The following is a 21189-nucleotide window of genomic DNA, read 5'->3' on the forward strand; positions in this document are numbered from 1 at the left end:
GTTTTTCTGCTGCTGTCTTTGTAATTCGTGGTGGCTGCGGATCGTCATTTGGAAAAATTGGCAATAATTTTTCTTGACTTGCAGGCGCAGAATCAGAAGAATCCAGTTTCCGCTGTAGAGGGACTGCCAGAAGCAGACCCGCTAAGCAGATCATGAGGCGCACACCCGCGCCGACCTGTTACACCCCGCAACGCGTTACCTCGCGCTGGGTGGGAAAACCCCGCAACACTTTGGGGCGCTCCCAATACTTGCTCAGTCAGTGCTGACGTAGTCGGCGATTTCGTCGCTCATGCTCTGCTTGGCAGTAAACCTATTAAGACCCGTCCTGCCTGGACGGTATTCTGGCGTTTTAGAGGTGAACAACGTGGAGCTTTTATCTGGCGCTGAAATGGTCGTCCGCTTTTTGCGTGACGAAGGCGTTAAGCACATCTACGGGTACCCTGGCGGTGCTCTCCTGCATGTATACGATGCCCTGTTCAAGGAACCGGAAGTAAGCCACATCCTGGTTCGCCACGAGCAGGCGGCAACCCACATGGCCGACGGCTATGCCCGTGCCACCGGCAAGGCCGGCGTGGTACTGGTGACTTCCGGTCCGGGTGCCACCAATGCCATCACCGGTATTGCCACGGCGTACATGGACTCCATCCCGATGGTCATCCTCTCCGGTCAGGTGCCCAGCACCATGGTCGGTACCGATGCCTTCCAGGAAACCGACATGATCGGTATCTCGCGGCCGATCGTGAAGCACAGCTTCATGATCAAACATGCCTCGGAAATTCCTGAAATCCTGAAAAAAGCCTTCTACCTGGCTGAATCCGGTCGTCCTGGCCCGGTTGTCGTCGATATTCCGAAAGACATGACCAACCCGGCCGAGAAGTTCGAGTACGTCTACCCGAAAAAGGTCAAGCTGCGCTCCTACAGCCCGGCCGTTCGCGGGCACTCGGGTCAGATCCGCAAGGCCGCCGAGATGCTGCTGGCCGCCAAGCGTCCGATCGTCTACTCCGGCGGTGGCGTGATCCTCGGTGGTGGCTCGGCTGCGTTGACCGAGGTCGCGCAACTGCTCAACCTGCCGGTCACCAATACCCTCATGGGGCTGGGTGGCTATCCGGGCACCGACCGTCAGTTCCTGGGCATGCTCGGCATGCACGGCAGCTACACGGCCAACCTGGCGATGCACCATGCCGACGTGATCCTTGCCGTCGGTGCGCGTTTCGACGACCGTGTGGTCAACGGCCCGGCGCGGTTCTGCCCGAATGCCAAGGTCATCCACATCGACATCGACCCGGCATCGATCTCCAAGACCATCAAGGCCGATGTGCCTATCGTCGGCCCGGTCGAGAGCGTGTTGAGCGAAATGCTCGCCACCTTGCGCGAAATCGGCGAGAAGCCTGATCAGGCGGCGATGGATGCCTGGTGGAAGCAGATTGCCGAATGGCGTGGCGACGGCATCATGTTCCCGTACAACAAGGGCGATGGCAGCGTCATCAAGCCGCAGACCGTGATCGAAACCCTGTGCGAAGTCACCAAGGGGGATGCGTTCGTCACCTCCGACGTGGGTCAGCACCAGATGTTCGCGGCGCAGTACTACCGCTTCAACAAGCCGAACCGCTGGATCAACTCCGGTGGCCTGGGCACCATGGGCTTCGGTTTCCCGGCGGCCATGGGCGTCAAGCTGAACTTCCCGGACCAGGACGTTGCCTGTGTCACCGGCGAGGGCAGCATCCAGATGAACATTCAGGAGCTCTCTACCTGCCTGCAGTACGACCTGCCGGTAAAGATCGTCAACCTGAACAATGGCGTGTTGGGCATGGTTCGCCAATGGCAGGACATGGCCTACAACAGCCGTCACTCGCACTCCTACATGGAATCGCTGCCTGACTTCGTCAAGCTGGCCGAAGCCTATGGTCACGTGGGTATCCGCATCACCGACCTGAAGGACCTCAAGCCCAAGCTCGAGGAAGCCTTCGCCATGAAAGACCGGTTGGTGTTCATCGATATCCAGGTCGACAACAGCGAGCACGTCTACCCGATGCAGATCAAAGACGGCTCGATGCGCGATATGTGGCTGAGCAAGACGGAGCGGACCTAATCATGCGGCACATTATTTCCCTGCTGTTGGAAAACGAACCAGGTGCCTTGTCCCGTGTGGTCGGCCTGTTCTCGCAGCGCAACTACAACATCGAAAGCCTGACCGTCGCCCCGACCGAAGACCCGACCCTGTCGCGCCTGACGTTGACCACGGTTGGTCATGACGAGGTGATCGAGCAGATCACCAAGAACCTGAACAAGCTGGTTGAAGTGGTCAAGCTGGTCGACCTGTCGGAAAGCGCGCACATCGAGCGTGAACTGATGCTGGTCAAGATCAAGGCCACGGGTGCGCAGCGTGCCGAGATCAAGCGCACCACCGATATCTATCGTGGGCAGATCGTCGACGTCAGCAGCACGGTCTATACCGTGCAGCTGTCGGGCACCAGCGACAAGCTGGACAGCTTCATCCAGTCGATTGGTACCGCGTCCATTCTCGAAACAGTACGCAGTGGTGTCACCGGCATTGCCCGTGGCGACAAAGTGCTCAGCATCTAACTCAAAAAATTAGCGAATGGCCTGAAAGGGCCGAGATAACCAGGGGTATTTTCATGAAAGTTTTCTACGACAAAGACTGCGACCTTTCGATCATCCAGGGCAAGAAAGTTGCCATCATCGGTTACGGTTCCCAGGGCCACGCTCAAGCGTGCAACCTGAAAGACTCCGGTGTGGATGTCACTGTCGGTCTGCGTAAAGGTTCGGCCACCGTTGCCAAAGCCGAAGCCCACGGCCTGAAAGTGGCTGACGTGGCAAGCGCTGTTGCCGGTGCCGACCTGGTCATGATCCTGACCCCGGACGAGTTCCAGTCGCAGCTGTACAAGAACGAAGTCGAGCCGAACATCAAGAAGGGCGCCACCCTGGCCTTCTCCCACGGTTTCGCTATCCACTACAACCAGGTCGTTCCACGTGCTGACCTGGACGTGATCATGATCGCGCCAAAAGCGCCTGGTCACACCGTGCGTTCCGAGTTCGTGAAAGGCGGCGGTATCCCTGACCTGATCGCTATCTACCAGGACGCTTCCGGCAATGCCAAGAACGTTGCCCTGTCCTACGCCGCAGGCGTTGGTGGCGGCCGTACCGGCATCATCGAAACCACCTTCAAGGACGAGACCGAAACCGACCTGTTCGGCGAGCAGGCCGTTCTGTGCGGCGGTACCGTCGAGCTGGTCAAGGCCGGCTTCGAAACCCTGGTTGAAGCGGGCTACGCGCCAGAAATGGCCTACTTCGAGTGCCTGCACGAACTGAAGCTGATCGTTGACCTCATGTACGAAGGCGGTATCGCCAACATGAACTACTCGATCTCCAACAACGCCGAATACGGCGAGTACGTGACCGGCCCTGAAGTCATCAACGCCGAATCCCGTCAGGCCATGCGCAATGCCCTGAAACGCATTCAGGACGGCGAATACGCCAAGATGTTCATCAGCGAAGGCGCTACCGGCTATCCTTCGATGACCGCCAAGCGTCGCAACAACGCTGCCCACGGTATCGAAGTCATCGGCGAGCAACTGCGCTCGATGATGCCTTGGATCGCAGCGAACAAAATCGTCGACAAGGCCAAGAACTGATCTTGATCTGATGCGATGAAAACGCGGCTTCGGCCGCGTTTTTTCGTTTAGGCAGTCAGCTTCTGGTATAAAGCTTCATCGTTTGCCGGCGAACCCTCGTCGCAGACGTCTGTCGAAACTTTCCAAACCGTTGCAAGGTAATGTCCATGAGCGAACGTCCCGAAGAGCCGAACAAGGCCTCTGACGCCGAAAGCCTGCTACCGATCGATGAGCATGTTGAAGAAGGGCATGACGCCGAAGGACGCAAGGTACGGCATCGCGGCATCTATCTGCTGCCCAACCTGTTCACCACTGCGAACCTGTTCGCCGGTTTCTATTCGATCATCAACTCCATGAGTGCGCAGAGCGCCCTGAGTGCCGGTGATCCGCGCGAAGCGAGCAAGTACTTCGCTTTCGCTGCCATCGCGATCTTCGTCGCCATGGTGCTCGATGGTCTGGACGGGCGTGTTGCCCGCATGACCAACACCCAGAGCGCCTTCGGCGCCGAGTACGACTCGTTGTCCGACATGGTCGCCTTTGGCGTGGCCCCGGCGTTGCTGGCCTTCGGCTGGGCGCTGGGTGACATGGGCAAGGTCGGCTGGATGGTTGCCTTCATCTATGTGGCGGGTGCGGCATTGCGCCTGGCACGCTTCAATACCCAGGTCGGCAAGGCCGACAAGCGCTACTTCATCGGCCTGGCCAGCCCGGCGGCAGCCGGCGTGGTTGCGGGTACGGTCTGGGCGTTCAGCGACTATGGCATCCAGGGTTCCAAGCTCTCGTTCCTGGTGGCGCTGCTGGTGGCGGCTGCCGGCATGCTGATGGTCAGCAACATCAAGTACAACAGCTTCAAGGAGCTGGACCTCAAGGGGCGGGTGCCGTTTGTGGCGATCCTTGTGGTGGTGCTGGTGTTCGCGGTGGTGTTCAGCGATCCGCCACGCATTCTGCTGCTGATTTTCCTCGCGTATGCCGCGTCGGGTCCTATCCAGTACCTGTTGCGTTCGCGTCGCAAGAAAACCACCGAGCAGTGATGTAATTTCCCCAAGGCTCCGTAGTCTACTGGTGCATCAGCTCACCGGTTCTACGGAGTCTTTATGCTTATCAAGCTGTCCCGGCCTTCCGACTGCAAAGAATCGGATATCACGCCTGAGTCCCTCTATCTCTCCCGACGCGCTCTGCTGGGTGGCACTGCGGCTGCATTGGCGGTCGGCAGCTTGCCGCGCTGGGCCGCTGCCGCCGAGGTTTCGCAGTATGCGGACGTCGACGCCGGTGCTGCCCCCAACTGGTTTGCCGAAAAACTGCCGGGCACCCAATGGCAGGCGGTAACGGTCAAGGGTGAAGCGATCACGCCGTTCAAGGATGCGACGCACTACAACAACTTCTACGAGTTCGGTACCGACAAGGGCGACCCTGCTGCCAACGCGGGTGCGCTGCCGACTTCGCCATGGACGGTGGTGGTGGATGGCGAGGTCGGTAAGCCGGGCCGCTATGCGCTCGAAGACTTCATGAAGCCTTATCAGTTGCAAGAGCGCATCTACCGGCTGCGTTGTGTGGAGGCCTGGTCGATGGTGATCCCCTGGTTGGGGTTTCCGATTTCGGCATTGCTCAAGCAGGTGGAACCGACCTCCAAGGCCCGGTACATCCGCTTCGAAACCCTGCAGGATCCAAAGCACATGCCCGGGCAGCGTTCGGGCTTCGCCCTGATCGACTGGCCCTATGTGGAAGGGCTGCGACTGGATGAGGCGATGAACCCGCTGGCCATCCTGGCGGTGGGCATGTATGGCCGCGAACTGCCCAACCAGAACGGTGCGCCGCTGCGCCTGGTGGTGCCGTGGAAGTATGGGTTCAAGAGCATCAAGTCCATCGTGCGTATCAGCCTGGTCGAGCAGCAGCCGCGCACCACCTGGCAGAACATCGCGCCTGAAGAGTACGGGTTCTATGCCAACGTGAACCCCACGGTGGACCACCCACGCTGGACCCAGGCCCGTGAGCGCAGGCTGCCCAGCGGCCTGTTCAGCCCCAACGTTCGCGATACGCAGATGTTCAACGGCTATGCGGACGAAGTGGCTTCTTTATATAGCGGCCTGGACCTGCGGAAGAACTACTGATGCGCTATCCACTGTTTCGTTTCGCGGCCTTTCTGTTGGCTTGTGTCTGGCCGCTGTACTGGCTGGCCCAGGCTGTGCTCGATGCGCTGGGCCCCGATCCGGGCAAGGTGCTGGTGGACAGGATGGGGCAGGGTGCTCTGGTCATGCTGCTGGTAACGCTTTGCATGACGCCGTTGCAGAAGCTGACAGGCTGGTCTGGCTGGATCGTGGTGCGCCGGCAGCTCGGCCTGTGGTGCTTTGCCTATGTGCTGATGCACTTGTGTGCCTACCTGTTCTTTATCCTCGGGTTGGACTGGGGGCAGTTGGGCGTCGAGTTGCGCAAGCGCCCTTACATCATTGTTGGGAGTTTGGCGCTTGTCGGGCTGCTGGCACTGGCGGTGACCTCCAACCGCTACAGCCAGCGCCGCTTGGGCGCGCGGTGGAAGAAGCTGCACCGGCTTGTTTACGTGATCCTGGGTCTGGGGCTGCTGCATTTTCTGTGGATAGTGCGGGCAGACCTCAAGGAATGGACGGTGTACGCGGTCATCGGTGGGTTGTTGATGCTGCTGAGAGTGCCTTCTATAGAGAGGCGCATTCCCCGTGTGGGAGGACGCAAGCGTGTATCGGTGACGAAAGTTTCAAATTAGCCCTTGACGCACGATTTAATCTCTCTATAATTCGCCCCACTTCCGGCGCAGTCGGAACGAAAAACTCCTTGAATATCAATGAGTTGGACGTTTCAGGTCAGGCTGGAGGTGCTTCGATCGAAAGATCGGTCCGGTAGCGCGCCTGCTTTGGGAGCAGGATGTCAGGAGTTCGAATCCCCTTACCCCGACCATATTTGGGTCGTTAGCTCAGTTGGTAGAGCAGTTGGCTTTTAACCAATTGGTCGTAGGTTCGAATCCTACACGACCCACCATTTTTGAATCCGGTTCGCTGGGTTTGAATCTTAAAAGGTTGGTACGCCATTAGCGTCCAGCCATTAAAAAAGGCACCTTAATCGGTGTCTTTTTTTTACCGGGGTATAGCGCAGTCCGGTAGCGCGCCTGCTTTGGGAGCAGGATGTCAGGAGTTCGAATCCCCTTACCCCGACCATCTTCAGAAAAAGGGCACCTTGCAAAAGGTGCCCTTTTTCGTTTGCGCGGGGTTTAGCGCGTGTGCAGCCAGCTGGCGGTACTGCCTATGCCCAGCACATCCTGCAGGGGGCTGTAGTGCGGGGTGGCCAGGCGTTGCTGCAGGCGCAGCGCGCGCATCCGCGCCTCGTCGAAATACAGCTCGCCCCGGGTCAACCGCACCACGCCGCGGTACTGGCGAAACGCAGGCAACTCCCGATCGATCACCGCATTGAACATCTGCGGCCCACTCACGTGGCTGATGCGACGCGCATAGGCGTCCATGGTCGCCTGGCTGTCCTTGTAGTCGTAAGGGCGGCTGCGGAACAGGTCGCGGTTGCGCAGGTAACGCTGCAGGCTTTCCTCGCTGATGCGATCGAGCAGCGGGTTGTCGGGCAGCGAGCCGAAGTTGCTGTTGTTGAATTCGATGATCATCCCCAGGCGTGGATGGCTTGCCAGCCCGTTGAGCATCAGCTCGCCCGGCTTCACCTTCATTTGTACATCGCCCAGGGCGCGACGGGTGTCGCTGGGGCCATGCACCCAGTCGTCCACATCCATGTACAAGCCGCCCTCCATGCGCAACAACTGATAGCGCAGGGTATCGACCGCGCTGGCGTAGTTGATGGCCGGGCCGCTGCTGGCGCTGCGGTACTGCGGGTAGAACGGGCTCTGGCGAAACTGCTCGAAAAACGGCGTTTGTTCCAGGGTATGCAGGTGGAGGTTGGCCGGGCGCTGTTCCAGCAACTTCAAGGTATCGCGCAAGGCCTGGGGGTCGCCGATCGACAGGTACAGGTGGCATTCGAACGGGTTGGCGCCCCGTGCGGCCACCCGGGCATTGTCCAGCACCAGGCTGGCCAGCCTGCGTGGCAACGGGCCGCCGAGCCATATGCTGTGAATCTTGCGCGGTAGCGGCAGGCTGCCTTCGGCGTCCGGTATCTCGATTTCCAAGGGGATACGCGCCGCAATGTTCAGGGTGTCCAGCGCCTGCTGCATGCTGCTGGGTGATTCGGGTTCGGTGGGCAGTGCCGTCAGCAGATCGAAACCGCCGGTGGCGCTGTTGTAGCGGTAGGCGGTGCCTTGCGCGGTGCGCCAGCTAGCGCTGAACAGGTCATAGCGTACGTATTGGCGTGTGCCACCGGCCTCGATGCTGTAGAGCCAGCGCATTTCGCCAGCCGAGGGTTCGAGCACCCTCACCCCCTGCAGTAGGGTGGGCGCCTGGTGGATGACCCCAGCGTCATTGAGCGAGGGCAGTGACGCCTCGAGTTCGCTCATCGCCATCAAGCGGCTACGCGAGGGCTCCAGACCCTCCAGTTGCAGGTGTACCTCGTCGAACAGCCAGGCCCCGTCGCCGAAGTCCTCCAGTGCGCGCGCCCTCTGCCCACTCCTGCATGAACGATGGCGCCAGCCCCTGTCGACTCAGGGTGAAGCGCCAGTTGTACTGCAGGTTGTGGCGCAGGGACGCGCAGGCCAGCCCCTGGCTGTCGACTTCATACACCACAAACGGGCCATCCAGCTCGGCCTTGGCGTACTCCAGCGCACCCGGCACGCTGGCGAAGGTGCGCACCACCTTGCCGGGCCGCAGGCGCGCACTGAAGTCGAAGCGCAGGGTTTCGCGTGGTACCAGCGAGCCTGCGGGCGAGCCGGTTTCGCCTCGCGCCAGCGCGTGCACCAGGTACACGTGCGGCACATCGATATGCTCGATCAGCCCCAGGCTGTTCCAGCGCTCGCCCGCCTGCAGCACGATGTTGTCCTGATGCAACTGGATCAGCGCCAGGCTTTCGCCGCTGTCCGGCACTTCAATGGGCGCGGGCCGGGGTACCGGGCTGTTCAACGGGCCTTCGGCGGCAAGGGCTTCGTCGGCGAACACGAACGGCAGGCTGAAGGCGGCGGTGATCGCACTGGAAATGGCGTTGATGATCGCCTGGCGTCGTTGCTGGGAATCGGCGGCATGGACCGCCTCGATGCTGTTGAGGATCACGTTGGCCACCCCCGCACCGACCACCACAAGCGCCAGCGGCCAGGCGACCGGGGCGGCAACCCCGGCCAGGCCGATGAAGGCGCCCAGGTAGCGGGTCCACAGCTGGCTGGTGAGGTGGGCATTGCTCATCAGCAGGCGCTGGGCCTGCTGCGACATCTGCGTGATCGCCAGGCTGCGCAGCGCCTGGAAGCCGTCGCCCTGAATATGCTGCTCGGCCTGGTTGAGCAGGTCGATATGGGCGCCCTGCGCATCGCTGGCAAAAGTATCCAGCGCGCGGTTGGCCTTGTCCTGCTCGCTTTGCTGCAACGGGGCGAACGCGCCCAGATGGCGCAGCAGACGCTGACGGCCCGTGGGGCTCGCGGCCTGTTCGCGTACCCAGTCGTACAGCGCCTGGCGGTTGGCGAACGCCAGCAGGCTGGGGCTGCCGCCCGGCAGGTAGAGCACCTGGCGGCCCTGGCCGTTGACCACGCGCAGTGCCTGCGGCACGCGCAGGCCGGCAATGTCGAAGCTGTACAGACGGGTATCGGCCTGGGCGGGGGCCGGCATCAGCAGCCCGTCCAGGGTCAGCGGCTGGCTGACGCGTGCCCCGAGGCCGTGGCGCAGCATGCGCAGCTCCTCGCGGCCCAGCCTGCCGCTGGCGGCCTGCCGGGCCACCTGCGCCAGAAAGTGGGTCTTGGCCAGCAGGATGAAATCGTCGCCGCGGGAGTCCCAGAAGGTACGCAAGGCGTGGGTATAGGTGGCTGCAAAGTCGATGGCCCAGAAGTCCCGTGAAACCGGCGCCGCCAGCATCCTGACTTCATTGCGCTGGTCGAACCAGCTGTGCTCGGCGCCATCGGTGTAGAAGCCGCCCATCACCTGCAGGGTGTCCAGGTCATCCTGATCGCTGGCGGCGAAGCGCTGCAGCATCAATTGCACAAAGGTCAGCGAACGCAGCGGCGGGCCGCGGTGCTCCCACCCCGAAAAGCTCGCCGGGGTGCTGACGGCGCGGTCGAAGCGGTGCCACCAGACCTTCTCGGGGTCGAGCTGGCGGCCGGTATGCTTGAAGATGATGGCGCGGGCCTGGGTGATGGCCAGCTCATGCAGGTCGGGGAAGTGCTCCACCCATTCGCGGGCCTTGCGTGCCAGGGTGCTGGCGTTGACGTTCACGGGTTGCGTAGGCATGCCGATGCTCCAGGTCGATGAAGCTCGAGCCTGGCCCAGCAGGGCAGTTCGGGGAGGGTAGATAAGTATCGCCAGTGGCCTGGCGCCCATCCGGCCCCGGCAGGGCGCCGGGGCGGACGGGGGTAGCCGTCAGTGCAGCTTGAGGCGGGGTTCGGTACCGCGGCCGATACGGCTGCCGAGCATCAGCATCAGCGTGCGGAAGGTGCCATACAGCGCCATCTGGTGCATGCGGTACAGCGACACATAGAACATCCGCGCCAGCCAGCCTTCGAGCATCACACTGCCGGTGAGGTTGCCCATCAGGTTGCCCACTGCCGAGAAGCGCGACAGCGAAACCAGCGAGCCGTAGTCGCGGTACGCGTAGGTGGGCAAAGCCTTGCCCTCCAGGCGCGCCTTGAGCCCTTTGGCCAGCAGCGAGGCCTGCTGGTGGGCGGCCTGGGCGCGCGGCGGCACATTGCGGTCGCTGCCCGGCTGCGGGCAGGCGGCGCAGTCGCCGAACGCGAAGATGTCATCGTCCAGGGTGGTCTGCAGGGTAGGGCGCACCACCAGTTGGTTGATGCGGTTGGTTTCCAGCCCGTCGATGTCTTTGAGAAACGCCGGTGCGCGGATACCGGCCGCCCACACCTTGAGGCTGGCGTGGATCACCTCGCCGTTGGCGGTCTTGAGCGAGTCTGCGGTGACCTCGCTCACCGACGCGTTGGTCAGCACCGTCACGCCGAGTTTTTCCAGGGTTTTGTGCACCGGCACGCTGATGCGCTCGGGCAGCGCCGGCAACACCCGTGGGCCGGCTTCGATCAGGGTGATCTGCATGTCCTTGGGCTGGATGCGGTCCAGGCCATAGGCGGCCAGTTCGTGGGCGGCATGGTGCAGCTCCGCCGCCAGCTCCACGCCGGTGGCACCGGCACCCACGATCGCCACGCTGATCTTCTCGCTGGCAAGGTCGCCGGCGTGGGCGCGCAGGTAGTGGTTGAGCAACTGCTGGTGGAAGCGCTCGGCCTGCTTGCGGGTGTCGAGGAACAGGCAATGCTGCGCCGCACCCAGGGTGCCGAAGTCGTTGGTGTTGCTTCCCACCGCGATCACCAGCGTGTCATACGCCAGGGTGCGCGCCGGCAGCAGCTCGCGGCCGTCCTCGTCGAGGGTGGCGGCCAGCTGGATCTGCTTGCTCGAACGCTCCAGGCCGCTCATGCGCCCCAGCTGGAACTGGAAGTGGTTCCACTTGGCCTGGGCCACGTAGTTGAGCTCGTCTTCGGAGGAATTGAGCGAACCGGCCGCCACTTCGTGCAGCAGCGGCTTCCAGATGTGGGTCAGGTTGGCATCGACCAGGGTAATCGCGGCGGTGCCGCGCTTGCCCAGGGTCTTACCCAGGCGGGTCGCCAGTTCCAGGCCGCCGGCGCCGCCGCCGACAATCACGATACGGTGAGTCATGGGGATATCTCATAAGGTTTGCGGAATTCTGGGTTGGGTCCTGAGTGGCCGGCCGCGCAGGGCGGGCGGTTTGGGCGAGCGCAAGGCAGCTCATAGCACCAGGTGGCTCAGGAGGCGGCTCAACAGGCCAAGGCTGATCGTCACGCCCACCACCAGAGCAAGGAGCAGCCATGGCCTGAAAGGCTTGCGCTCGACTTGGTGTTGGGGGGCACGCAGGTATTCATCGACTCGTCGCTGGTCTTCGGGGTTCAGGCGGCTGGTCATGGAGGCCTCGTCAGGTAGACGCATGTGACTGTGGGAACGCTACAGTGTTCACTGTAGTCCGTCGCCAAAGGCTTACCTGGGGGATCGAAGCGCTCGTGACAGCGAATGATTGCGCTTTGTATCACCCGCGCCGCATTTATGCCATCCCGCTTTGGCAGGGGGCAGCGATCACAGGCTGATCCCCACATCGAAGACGATGCTGCGCCCCAGGTTGGCGCGCAGAAAATCCGGCGCATCGGGGTGGGCGAACAGCACCCGGGCAAAGGTAGGGCCCACCAGCGACAGCGAGCGCCAGCCCTGGCGCAGGTATTCGGTAGGCGGCGGGAAGTGGCTGTTGAGGTCGAGCACTTCGCGCTTGAGGCTGGCGAAGGCAATGATGTCCAGTTCGCCCAGGTCCAGGTTGCGTTCGCGGTAGTTGTGCGACTTCTTGCGCAGGGTGGGGGCCAGGCGCTGCAGCAGCTCCTGCGCACTGATGCGTCGCGGCCGTGCCTCGCGCCTTACCAGCTGCGCGAGGGAGAACGCGCTGCGCCGGCGCTGCAGTTCTTCGCGCCATTCGTCGTTGAGCCGGCGCCCTTCGTCGAGCACGAAGAACACCTCGAAGGCGGCATCGCGAAACAGCACGTCGGGTGGTTCCTGACCGGCGGCGGTGAAGTCCTCGCTGCGGTAGGGGATGTTCAGGCCTTGCAGCAGGCGCTGGCATACCCAACGCTCGCGCTCCCATTTGCGGGCATTGGACAGGAACGCATTGGCTTGTTCGGCCTGAATGGTTAGCAGGCGCAGGTAGTCTGAGTCATCCATGGGCACAAGCTTAGCGCCCAAATCATGACAACGCTGCATTCCAGGCCCGGTGGATGGCGGCAACAGGCCATGGAACGGTGTGTAGAATGAGCCATCGTCGGGCGCAATGCACACAAGGGGCAGACAGCCGTGATTGGCGCACAAGTGTTATCGGAACAAAGCCTGCTGCTGGGCTGGCTGTGCTACATGCCGCTGCTGCTGTGGGCGGTGTGGCGCGCGCCGTGGGTCGAGCTGTTCACCGACCGGCGGCGCCAGCACCTGCTGTTCGGCACCATCTTCGCACTGTTCGCGTTGTGGCTGGTACGCCGCGACTTCGACACCGGCGTGTCGTACCACTTCATCGGCATGACCGCCGTGACCCTGCTGCTGGACTGGCCGCTGGCAATCGTCGGTGGCCTGGTGGCGCAGGTGGGGCTGGTGGCGCTGGGGCGTCAGGACCTGGCGGCGATGGGCGTCAACGGCCTGCTGCTGATTGGCCTGCCGGTGCTGGTGACGGAGGGGGTGGCCATACTGGTGGAGCGTGCACAGCCGAAAAACCTGTTCGTGTACATCTTCTGTTCGGGGTTTTTCGCCGCCGCGCTGGCGACCTTGCTGTGCCTGCTGGCCAGCCTTGGCTGGCTGTGGCTGGACGGTATCTTCGTGATGCCCGAATGGCTGTCGGACTTCATCGGCTACCTGTGGCTGATCATCTTCCCCGAGGCCTTCATCAACGGCATGGTAATCAGTGCGCTGGTGGTGTTCTGCCCCGAGTGGCTGGAAACCTTCAACCGGACCCGCTACCTGCAGGCCCCGTGGAAGGACGACGAACCGCGCGGCTAGTGTTCGCGCGGGTTGAAGTCGCCGGAGAACAGCTCGTCTTCGGCATCCGGTGCAACCGGAATCTTGTGCTCTTCAGCGGCCCAGGCACCCAGGTCGATCAGCTTGCAGCGGTCGGAGCAGAACGGCCGGTAGGTATTTGTGGCACTCCATTCAACAGGGGCGCCACAGGTCGGGCAGTCTACGGTCAGGGGTTGGCTCATGCTTGGCCTCCACGCAAAGTCAGGTAAAAGTGATGCAGGCGGTCGACCTCCGAATGCAGCCAGGCCAGGTCGCGGTCGTTGACGATCACGTCGTGGGCATGGCGCAGGCGCTCTTCGCGGCTGGTCTGCGCCTTGAGAATGGCCTGCACCTGTTCGGGGCTGGTCTGGTCGCGCTGCAGTGTACGTTCGATCTGCAAGGCCTGCGGCGCGTCGATCACCAGCAGGCGCTGGGTGCGCTGATACTGGCCCGACTCCACCATCAGCGGTGAAACGAACACCGCATAGGGCGACTCGGCCTTGGCCAGGTAGCTGAAGATCTCCTGGCCGATCAGCGGGTGCAGCAGGGCTTCCACCCAGCGGCGTTGCGCCGGGTCGCTGAAGATCAGCTGGCGCAGCGCGGCGCGGTCCAGTTGCCCGTCGCTTTGCAGCACGCCGGGGCCGAAATGCTCCACCAGGCTGGCCAGCGCCGGGCGCCCGGGCTCGACCACCCAGCGTGCGGCCTGGTCGGCATCCACCAGGTGCACGCCCAGCTCGATGAAGCGTTGCGCCGCGGCGCTCTTGCCACTGCCGATGCCACCGGTGAGGCCGAGAATCCAGGGTGTGAAGGCGGGTGTGGTCATTGCAGTCCGGCAAATTGCAGATAGGAAGTGGTCATTTGACCACCCCAGAGCAGCGCGATCCAGCCCGCAATGGCCAGATAGGGCCCAAACGGAATCGGCGTGCTCGCCTGCTGGTTGCGCAGGCGCAGCAGTACCAGGCCCAGCAGCGCGCCCACCAACGAGGCCAGCAGCAGCGTCAGCGGCAGGATCTGCCAGCCGCCCCAGGCACCGAGCATGGCCAGCAGCTTGAAATCGCCATAGCCCATGCCCTCCTTGCCGGTAACCAGCTTGAACAGCCAGTACACCGTCCACAGGCTCAGGTAGCCGGCCACGGCGCCCCACAGCGCCTGGTCCAGCGGCACGAACACCTCGAAGGCATTGAGTATCAGCCCCAGCCACAGCAGCGGCAGCACCAGCACATCGGGCAGCAACTGATGCTCGATATCGATCAGGCTCATTGCCAGCAAGCCCCAGCTCAACAGCATGAACGCCGCCGCGCTGGCGCTGAAGCCGAAATGCCAGGCCGCGAACAGGCCAAGCCCTGCGCAGGCCAGCTCCACCAGCGGGTAGCGCGGGCTGATCGATGCCTTGCAGGCCGAACAGCGCCCGCGCAGGCACAGGTAACTCAGCACCGGGATGTTCTCCCACGCGCGGATGCGGTGCTGGCAGTGCGGGCAGTGGGAGTGGGGCAGCATCAGGTCGAAACGTGGCTCGGCCGGGCTGGGCAGCTCCAGCACTTCACGGGCCTCGCTGCGCCATTGGCGCTCCAGCATCATCGGCAGGCGATGCACCAGTACATTGATGAAGCTGCCCACAATCAGGCCAAGCAACAGGGCGACGCATTGGTAGGCCAGCGGCTGGCGGGCCAGGGTTTCGAACAGGTCCATAGTCAGATCACATCGCCCAGCTGGAAGATCGGCAGGTACATGGCGACCACCAGGCTGCCCACCACCAGCCCGAGAATCAGCACGATCATCGGCTCCAGCAGGCTGGCCAGTTTGTCGAGCCATTCGTCGACGGCCGTTTCGTGGTGGCTGGCCATCCGGTCGAGCATATCGTCGAGCGTGCCGGATGTCTCGCCAATGGCGCACATCTGTACCGCCAGGCACGGGAACAGCGGCTCGTTGCGCATCGCCGCGCTCATCGACAGGCCGTTGCCGATGGCCTGGCGCAGGCGCAGCACGGCCTGCTCGTACAGCGTATTGCCGCACGCGGCGGCCACCGGCCCCAGGGCTTCGGTGAGCGGTACCCCGGCACTGAACGACGTGGCCAGGGTGCGCGCAAAACGAGCCAGCGCCGCATGCTGCATCACCGGCCCCAGAACCGGCATGCGCAGCGCCTGGCGCAACATCCACAAACGCACCGCCTGCTGACGCTCGAAGGCGCGGCGCAGGGCAAATCCCGTGGCCAGCATTACCCCAAGCACCCACAGCAGATACTGCCCCAGCCAGTCGGCCAGGTTGATGACACCCTGGGTGAAGGCCGGCAATGGCGCGCCGAAGCCTGCAAACATGGCCTGAAACTGCGGCACCACCTTGAGCAACAGCAGCGCCGCCACCCCCAACCCCACCAGCAGCACCAGCGCGGGGTAGGCCATGGCCTTTTTCAGCCGGGCCCGCAGCGCCTGGCGTTTCTCCTGCAGCGTTGCCAGCTGGTCGAGCAGGCTGTCCAGGCAGCCGGTTTGCTCGCCCACGGCCACCAGGTTGCAATACAGGCTGTCGAACTGGCGCGGGTGCCTGCGCAGCGCATCGGCCAGGCCGCAGCCGGCGGCGATATCGTTTTTGAGGGTGCCCAGCAGGCGGCGCAGCGGTGGGTTGTTGATGCCTTCGGCGATCATGCCCAGCCCTTGCAGCAGCGGCACGCCGGCCTTGAACAACGTTGCCAGCTGGCGGCTGAAGCGGGTGATGTCCTGGGCGCCGAGCGAAGCGGGCAGTTGCAGGGTAAATCGGCGTGCCGGGCTCACCTGGGTAGGGCGTATGCCGCGACCGCGCAGCAGCGCCTTCACCAGCGCACTGTTCTGCCCGCTGCTGTGCCCGCTCACATGGGTGCCGGAGCGGTCGATGCCTTGCCAGGCATAGGTTTTTGTCTTGTGGTTCATCGCTACCTCCCTGCAGCGGTGGACAGTCACAAACCCTGTAACAGCTTCAGGGTGATAGGCCCGGGCAATCCCGCCCGGTGGCCACTAGAGTAGTCGAGCGCGGTGCTGGGTTAAGCACCCGCAGGGTGACAAAAGGTGTCTGTTCGGGCCTACTGGCGCGCTGGTCTGCGGCGGTGCCCGTGGCGGGATTTGTGAGTTTTTGCGAGGGGAGTGCCCATGAAGGGACAGCGCGGTATTACATTGATCGAGTTGATGATCGTGGTGGCGATCATCGGCATTCTGGCGACCATTGCCATGCCCATGTACACCAACCACCAGGCGCGGGCCAAGGCCACGGCGGCGCTGGCCGAGGTGTCGGCATTGAAGACCGCCTTCGAAGTGCAGATCAACCAGGGCAAGGACGTGGCCGATGTCGCCGCCCTTGGCGGCCAGCCGACCACGGCCAACTGCACCTTGAGTGCGCAGGGCGTGGCGGCGACTGGTGTGGGCACCCTTGCATGCGTGCTGGTGGATGCGCCGGCGCCGGTGGCGGGCAAGCACCTGACCTGGGCCCGTTCGGCCACGGGCTGGGCGTGCAGCACCGATATCGAGGCCGACTTGGCCCCGGCCGGGTGCACCGCGGTGCAGGCGAGTGGTGGGCAATAGCTGTTGATAAACAGTGATTTGCGAAAGCGTGGCGGCAATGGTAGCGTTGTCGCCACGCCGGTGTAGCTCAGTCGGTAGAGCAGCGCACTCGTAACGCGAAGGTCGCAGGTTCGATTCCTGTCTCCGGCACCAGTTCAGGTTCCAGCGAAGGCTAACAACATCTCTGGAACCCCCGTAAAACCCGCCTTCTGGTGGGTTTTTTCGTTATGGCGTTCCAGCGTATTCCGATAGCTGCCAGCCGATATCCTGCCGCGCCACCGTCGCCTTTTTGTAGGCATGTGAGCAGGGTTGCTTGCTGATCAACTTCATCTCGCTCATCAGCTAGCGCACCTTGAATCGCACAATCGCTATGCCGTCCTCACGCATCATGAACATGGTGCTTCGGCTGCCCGCAGCGCTGCGGCTTTAAGTGAACTGGACTGCCCCCAGCATCGTAGACATCTCCAGCCTATGCTTTGAGCATAGGAGAAAGTCTATGAGTACCCAACGATTCACGCCGGAATTCAAGGCCGAAGCAGTCAGGCAAGTCATTGAACGCGGATACTCCGTTGCGGAAACAGCCGAGCGCCTCGGCGTGTCGACCCACTGCCTCTACAAGTGGGTTAAATCCGTGACGCCTGAAAAAACCGAGAAACAGGCCAGCGAACTGCTCGAAGCCAAAAGCGAGATTTTAGGCTGCGAGCCCAAATGCGGCGCTTGGAAGAAGAGCGCGACATATTAAAAAAGCAGCGCGGTACTTCGCCAGGGAACCCGAGTGAAATACCGCTTTATTAACGAGCATCGGCATCAATACGCGATCGCTACGCTGTGCCGGGTTTTGCAAGTTGCTCGTGCCAGGTTCTATCAATGGCTACATAAGCCTGTATCTGATCGTGAAAGAGAGAATGGTCGACTGTTAGGACTGATCCGCGACTCCTATGCAGCCAGCCGAGGTGTGTATGGCGCACGGCGGGTGTTTGCTGACTTGCGTGAGGCTGGAGAAAGCTGCGGTAAAGCACCGTGTCGCCGGATTGATGCGCACCTACAAAATCAGGGCGCTCAGAGGCTACAAAGCTCCGCGCGCAATCAAAGAGCGGCCATCGATCATTGCCCCTAATCGACTCAACCGGGTGTTCACGGTCGATACCCCTAATAAGGCTTGGGTGACTGACATCACTTACATCCGAACGTGGCAGGGATGGTTATATTTGGCCGTCGTGCTGGATCTCTATGCTCGCAATGTGGTCGGCTGGTCTATGAAGCCAAGGAGTTGGCGTTGGATGCATTGCTAATGGCGGTGTGGCGCCGTAAACCCAAAACCAGAGTTATCGTGCATCCGGATCAGGGTAGCCAATATGGCAGCGATGACTGGAAGCGTTTCTGTCTGGCCAACCACCTAGAGCCTAGTATGAGTCGTCGGGGAAACTGCTGGGACAATGCCGTGGTGGAGTCTTTTTTCAGCAGTCTGAAAAAAGAATGCATCCGCAAAAGGATCTACAAAACCCGAGACATGGCACGAGCTGATGTGTTCGATTACATTGAAGTTTTTACAACCGAACGCGTCGTCACAGTCACCTGGGCGGCGTCAGCCCTGAGGCCTTTGAAAGCGCCTCACTTTGAGGCTGGAAAATGTCTACGGGAACGGGGTAGTCCAGATCCAGCACAACATGTGGTGGTAGATGAAAGAAACATGAGTAACTCAACGAATACTAACTCTAGAGGCCAGTATATGAAAAAAGTGATTTTGCCATTTGTCGTGATCTGCCTTGTAGGTTTCGGTGTTTTTCTCATTGCAGAGGCTTGGGAAGGCTACGCTTTCGAACCTGTGACATTAGGCTACGGAGCCGCTGCGCTTATAAGCGCCTTTTTTGTCTACCGGTCCTGGAATCGAAACTAAACCTGCGCAAATTCTTCTGTTTCCAACAAGCTCAAGTTTTAGGGAAAACCTTTATGAATAACGAAAAAGTCGAAGCACAAATTGCTCGCTTCGAGCGAATCATTAAAGCCACCATGGTCATGACTGAGGCGGAGAAAACCGCGCTGGCCGAATGGGAAAAAAAGCACGTAACTGGTACCGGTGAATTTGGGACCAGCGATTGGCCAGGTTGGGAAGCGGTCATTGCCCGTATCTCTCATTGATAGGAAAGAGACGCTAATCTTCCGCACTAGGTACTCCAAAAACAGCACAACAGGAAAGCACTGCACCATGCTGACGATTAAACCCGCTGCCGTAGGTCGATTGGTTTTACACCTAGCTGAGGTCGATGCCGCCGACCAGGCGGTTTCAGATGCCGTAGACAAACTGGAAGCCGCCGCGAACTTGGCCACCCGCTACCCTGACAAGGAGCCAGCTCGTCTGCAGTGCGTGGAGTCGTTGAGAGTGGCTATCGATGAACGCGACGACAAGCAATTCGATTTGGTCGAAGCCGTGCGCGAGGCGCTTTATGGCACTGATCCCGATGACGACCAGTAGTCACGCAAGCTACAAAACCCGCCCAGGTACGCGCAAGCCCCGCCGTCAAACGTGGGACTGAGCCACTAGAAGCGCACTGGGATGGCCCGGACGCCAAGAAAGGAAATTTATGAAGTAGACTCGCATTACTTCAAAGCCTGATGGCGTCAGGCTTGGGTGGGCACGCACGTCTGGCGAGAAAGTATCCGCCTGAACAGGCGCTCCTGATCTTCAGGAAGGCTGCCGCCATGGCCGAGACATTCGAGAGCAAGGCGCTCCACCAGATAGCCAGTGGTGCCAGCATGGCTCTGCGGGTGGAACCGCGCAGGATCATCAGGTAGATGGGACGACAGTTTGTCTTCTCGCACTCCTTGGACATGCTTCTGGATCATTCCAAGGAGGACACTTCATGCCAAACGACAATTTCAGTGCACACACCCACTATGGCCATTTCAAGGGAACTGCGGCAGCCGACGATTTCGATCTGCATTCGATCAGCCAGTTTCTTGAGAAGAAGGGTTTGGTCCAGCCAGGTGAGTTCCTTGCAGGAGTGAAAGTGTTCTGTGGGGGCTCCTAAAGGGGCGGTGAAAATGGTAACTGTTCATGCCCTACTCGCTAAGACCACTGATTATGACGGTCTGAAAGCCTGGCGGAAAGTGATGAGCCGCTCTCTCTGCGTAAGGCAAATATTGATGTATCTCTTGAGGATTTCTTTGGCTGCTTTAAGCAATTTGAAATCGCCCTGTCTCCCAAAGGGGAGATTGACGGGAAGGAAATCAGCTAGTAGCGGCACAAAGAATCGTGTCGGAGTAGTAGGGCACCTTCTGATTTAGGTATACGGTTTATGGATGTCAAAAGGTAATAGCCCAGATTTACTGGTCTGGAGGTGCCTGATTCGACTCCTCTCTCCGCATCAGAGATCGGTTTCCAGAAGTCTATGACTGTCTACGAAACACTCCAAAAAGCCCGCCTGGTGCGGGCTTTCTTGTTCTGCCTGTCTCGTTTTGTCTCTTTAATGCTGTAGTTCGGAAAATAAGTTGGCCGTAAGAAGACACCGTACATCCAGGTTGTAGGAAATCAGTTTTTTGATCCCCCTTCCTTCAAAACTCTAGGAAATTTCCACCAGCCTCAGCGCTTGCGAATCGATCCCACGAGGCATAAATTCCTCCAGTCGCAGAAAAATCTGCGATCAGGTGTAGGAACCTGCTGGTAAACTTGGCGCATGCACTAGGCGCCCCCATCACAACGGCTGGCGTTTTTTTTCGCTTGCTGTGACGTGTCATGGCGGCTGTGCGTGGGCAGGCTTCGGCCTGGCCGGGTTCCAAGTTTCCCGGTATTCCTACCCCATGCACAGCTGCCACCCAATCCCGTAGGAAGGATCGTGGTAGCTCCAAAATCAAACTTGGAGTCTCATGCATGCCTATCCGCATTCTGAGCAGGATCCTCGCATCCGCTCTCCGCCTCGGTACGCCGGCGGCGTATTCCACGCACCATTTCTACTCGATCTTCACGCAGGCCAGCTACAAGTCACAGGGCGGAAATTCTCATGATTGACCTTGAGCGCCTGTCTATCCTCCAGCGCTACGCCTGGACCCTCGAATTGCTCGGTGAAGCGCTCGTTCAACATGACGAAGTGCTGGAGTGTGAACACAACCCGCAACTGAGCTTCCGCAACACAGCAGGTATTCATCAGGCCATCCGGATCATCAGCCGGCTTGCCAGTGAGCAGTGTGGCAAGTTGCTTGAACTTGAAGATTCAATGGCGGGTGAGGGCGGCTGAGAAAATTAGGGTTGTAAAGCGTTGGGTATGCCGCGCCACAGATTAGCCGCGGCTTATCAAAGTCCTATTAAACGAAACTTTAATCAATTCCTAAAAAGCACACTTAAGTCTGTTCCTGCAATTCAATGGCAATTAATATAAATAACAATTATCACTTGCTGAT

21 protein-coding genes, 3 tRNA genes and 2 pseudogenes are annotated in these 21189 nt (G+C 60.8%); 16 read left to right on the plus strand and 10 right to left on the minus strand.

Features of this window, described 5'->3' with window-relative positions:
- Positions 1-364 precede the first annotated feature (364 nt).
- The 8 genes from CR917_RS04375 to CR917_RS04410 all read left to right on the plus strand — a co-directional run bounded on the left by CR917_RS04375 (position 365) and on the right by CR917_RS04410 (position 6811).
- Positions 365-2089, plus strand: coding sequence for an acetolactate synthase 3 large subunit (locus CR917_RS04375; RefSeq protein WP_043863936.1), 1725 nt, complete (start codon positions 365-367; stop codon positions 2087-2089).
- Positions 2090-2091: 2 nt separating this feature from the next.
- The gene (gene ilvN, locus CR917_RS04380) at positions 2092-2583 is read left to right on the plus strand and encodes an acetolactate synthase small subunit (RefSeq protein WP_043863788.1); all 492 of its coding nucleotides are present in this window, start codon (positions 2092-2094) and stop codon (positions 2581-2583) included.
- 53 nt (positions 2584-2636) lie between these two features.
- On the plus strand, positions 2637-3653 hold the full coding sequence (ilvC, locus tag CR917_RS04385) for a ketol-acid reductoisomerase (RefSeq protein ID WP_043863787.1): 1017 nt from the start codon (positions 2637-2639) through the stop codon (positions 3651-3653).
- 146 nt (positions 3654-3799) lie between these two features.
- A complete protein-coding gene (pssA, locus tag CR917_RS04390) occupies positions 3800-4660 on the plus strand; it encodes a CDP-diacylglycerol--serine O-phosphatidyltransferase (protein WP_043863786.1) in 861 nt (286 codons plus the stop codon).
- A 63-nt stretch (positions 4661-4723) separates the two neighbouring features.
- The gene (gene msrP, locus CR917_RS04395; RefSeq protein ID WP_054916522.1) at positions 4724-5737 is read left to right on the plus strand and encodes a protein-methionine-sulfoxide reductase catalytic subunit MsrP; all 1014 of its coding nucleotides are present in this window, start codon (positions 4724-4726) and stop codon (positions 5735-5737) included.
- A complete protein-coding gene (msrQ, locus tag CR917_RS04400; protein ID WP_104571935.1) occupies positions 5737-6363 on the plus strand; it encodes a protein-methionine-sulfoxide reductase heme-binding subunit MsrQ in 627 nt (208 codons plus the stop codon). Before msrP ends, msrQ begins: the two co-directional genes overlap by 1 nt.
- 196 nt (positions 6364-6559) lie before the next feature.
- A tRNA-Lys gene (locus CR917_RS04405) sits at positions 6560-6635 on the plus strand.
- A gap of 99 nt (positions 6636-6734) precedes the next feature.
- Positions 6735-6811: transfer RNA gene (locus tag CR917_RS04410), tRNA-Pro, on the plus strand.
- Positions 6812-6864: 53 nt separating this feature from the next.
- On the opposite strand, the gene CR917_RS04415 is transcribed toward CR917_RS04410, so the two are convergent.
- From CR917_RS04415 to CR917_RS04435, 5 genes are all read right to left on the minus strand, one after another.
- A complete protein-coding gene (locus CR917_RS04415; RefSeq protein ID WP_158255575.1) occupies positions 6865-8100 on the minus strand; it encodes a glycosyltransferase in 1236 nt (411 codons plus the stop codon).
- A 13-nt stretch (positions 8101-8113) separates the two neighbouring features.
- Positions 8114-9967: a dermonecrotic toxin domain-containing protein gene (locus CR917_RS04420; protein WP_104571937.1), complete on the minus strand. Its 1854-nt coding sequence runs from the start codon at positions 9965-9967 to the stop codon at positions 8114-8116.
- A gap of 129 nt (positions 9968-10096) precedes the next feature.
- On the minus strand, positions 10097-11392 hold the full coding sequence (locus CR917_RS04425; RefSeq protein ID WP_043860321.1) for an NAD(P)/FAD-dependent oxidoreductase: 1296 nt from the start codon (positions 11390-11392) through the stop codon (positions 10097-10099).
- 90 nt (positions 11393-11482) lie between these two features.
- Positions 11483-11656, minus strand: a complete 174-nt coding sequence (locus tag CR917_RS04430; RefSeq protein WP_043860322.1) for a DUF3094 family protein — start codon at positions 11654-11656, stop codon at positions 11483-11485.
- A 168-nt stretch (positions 11657-11824) separates the two neighbouring features.
- Positions 11825-12454 carry a DUF1780 domain-containing protein gene (locus CR917_RS04435; protein ID WP_043860323.1) on the minus strand — a complete coding sequence of 210 codons (630 nt, stop codon included), beginning with the start codon at positions 12452-12454 and terminating at the stop codon, positions 11825-11827.
- 129 nt (positions 12455-12583) lie between these two features.
- Between CR917_RS04435 and CR917_RS04440 the strand changes: the two genes are divergently transcribed.
- Positions 12584-13273 carry an energy-coupling factor ABC transporter permease gene (locus CR917_RS04440; RefSeq protein WP_104571938.1) on the plus strand — a complete coding sequence of 230 codons (690 nt, stop codon included), beginning with the start codon at positions 12584-12586 and terminating at the stop codon, positions 13271-13273.
- Here the strand turns inward: CR917_RS04440 and yacG are convergent.
- From yacG to CR917_RS04460, 4 genes are read right to left on the minus strand one after another with little or no spacing between them, the layout of a single operon-like run.
- A complete protein-coding gene (yacG, locus tag CR917_RS04445; RefSeq protein ID WP_043860325.1) occupies positions 13270-13473 on the minus strand; it encodes a DNA gyrase inhibitor YacG in 204 nt (67 codons plus the stop codon). The genes CR917_RS04440 and yacG overlap by 4 nt on opposite strands.
- A complete protein-coding gene (gene coaE / locus CR917_RS04450; protein WP_054914907.1) occupies positions 13470-14093 on the minus strand; it encodes a dephospho-CoA kinase in 624 nt (207 codons plus the stop codon). Before coaE ends, yacG begins: the two co-directional genes overlap by 4 nt.
- Positions 14090-14959 carry an A24 family peptidase gene (locus CR917_RS04455; RefSeq protein WP_104571939.1) on the minus strand — a complete coding sequence of 290 codons (870 nt, stop codon included), beginning with the start codon at positions 14957-14959 and terminating at the stop codon, positions 14090-14092. Before CR917_RS04455 ends, coaE begins: the two co-directional genes overlap by 4 nt.
- A gap of 2 nt (positions 14960-14961) precedes the next feature.
- Positions 14962-16170, minus strand: a complete 1209-nt coding sequence (locus CR917_RS04460) for a type II secretion system F family protein (RefSeq protein WP_104571940.1) — start codon at positions 16168-16170, stop codon at positions 14962-14964.
- A 216-nt stretch (positions 16171-16386) separates the two neighbouring features.
- Here CR917_RS04460 and CR917_RS04465 point away from each other — a divergent pair, with 216 nt between their 5' ends.
- Both CR917_RS04465 and CR917_RS04470 read left to right on the plus strand, forming a co-directional pair.
- On the plus strand, positions 16387-16815 hold the full coding sequence (locus CR917_RS04465; RefSeq protein WP_043860329.1) for a pilin: 429 nt from the start codon (positions 16387-16389) through the stop codon (positions 16813-16815).
- A 56-nt stretch (positions 16816-16871) separates the two neighbouring features.
- Positions 16872-16947, plus strand: a tRNA-Thr gene (locus CR917_RS04470).
- A 108-nt stretch (positions 16948-17055) separates the two neighbouring features.
- Here the strand turns inward: CR917_RS04470 and CR917_RS04475 are convergent.
- Positions 17056-17220: pseudogene (locus CR917_RS04475) on the minus strand (IS3 family transposase); the annotation flags it as partial.
- A 70-nt stretch (positions 17221-17290) separates the two neighbouring features.
- Between CR917_RS04475 and CR917_RS04480 the strand changes: the two are divergent.
- The 5 genes and pseudogenes from CR917_RS04480 to CR917_RS04500 all read left to right on the plus strand — a co-directional run bounded on the left by CR917_RS04480 (position 17291) and on the right by CR917_RS04500 (position 21026).
- Positions 17291-18414: pseudogene (locus tag CR917_RS04480) on the plus strand (IS3 family transposase).
- 330 nt (positions 18415-18744) lie between these two features.
- On the plus strand, positions 18745-18933 hold the full coding sequence (locus CR917_RS04485) for a hypothetical protein (protein ID WP_104571941.1): 189 nt from the start codon (positions 18745-18747) through the stop codon (positions 18931-18933).
- 67 nt (positions 18934-19000) lie between these two features.
- Entirely contained in the window at positions 19001-19267 is a 267-nt protein-coding gene (locus CR917_RS04490) for a hypothetical protein (protein ID WP_104571942.1), read from the plus strand.
- Positions 19268-19655: 388 nt separating this feature from the next.
- Positions 19656-19823, plus strand: a complete 168-nt coding sequence (locus tag CR917_RS27250; protein WP_158255576.1) for a hypothetical protein — start codon at positions 19656-19658, stop codon at positions 19821-19823.
- Between the two features lie 969 nt (positions 19824-20792).
- Entirely contained in the window at positions 20793-21026 is a 234-nt protein-coding gene (locus CR917_RS04500; RefSeq protein WP_043860445.1) for a hypothetical protein, read from the plus strand.
- Positions 21027-21189 lie beyond the last annotated feature (163 nt).

The sequence above is a fragment of the Pseudomonas sp. BRM28 genome (genome assembly GCF_002939405.1).
Lineage (GTDB): Bacteria > Pseudomonadota > Gammaproteobacteria > Pseudomonadales > Pseudomonadaceae > Aquipseudomonas > Aquipseudomonas palmensis.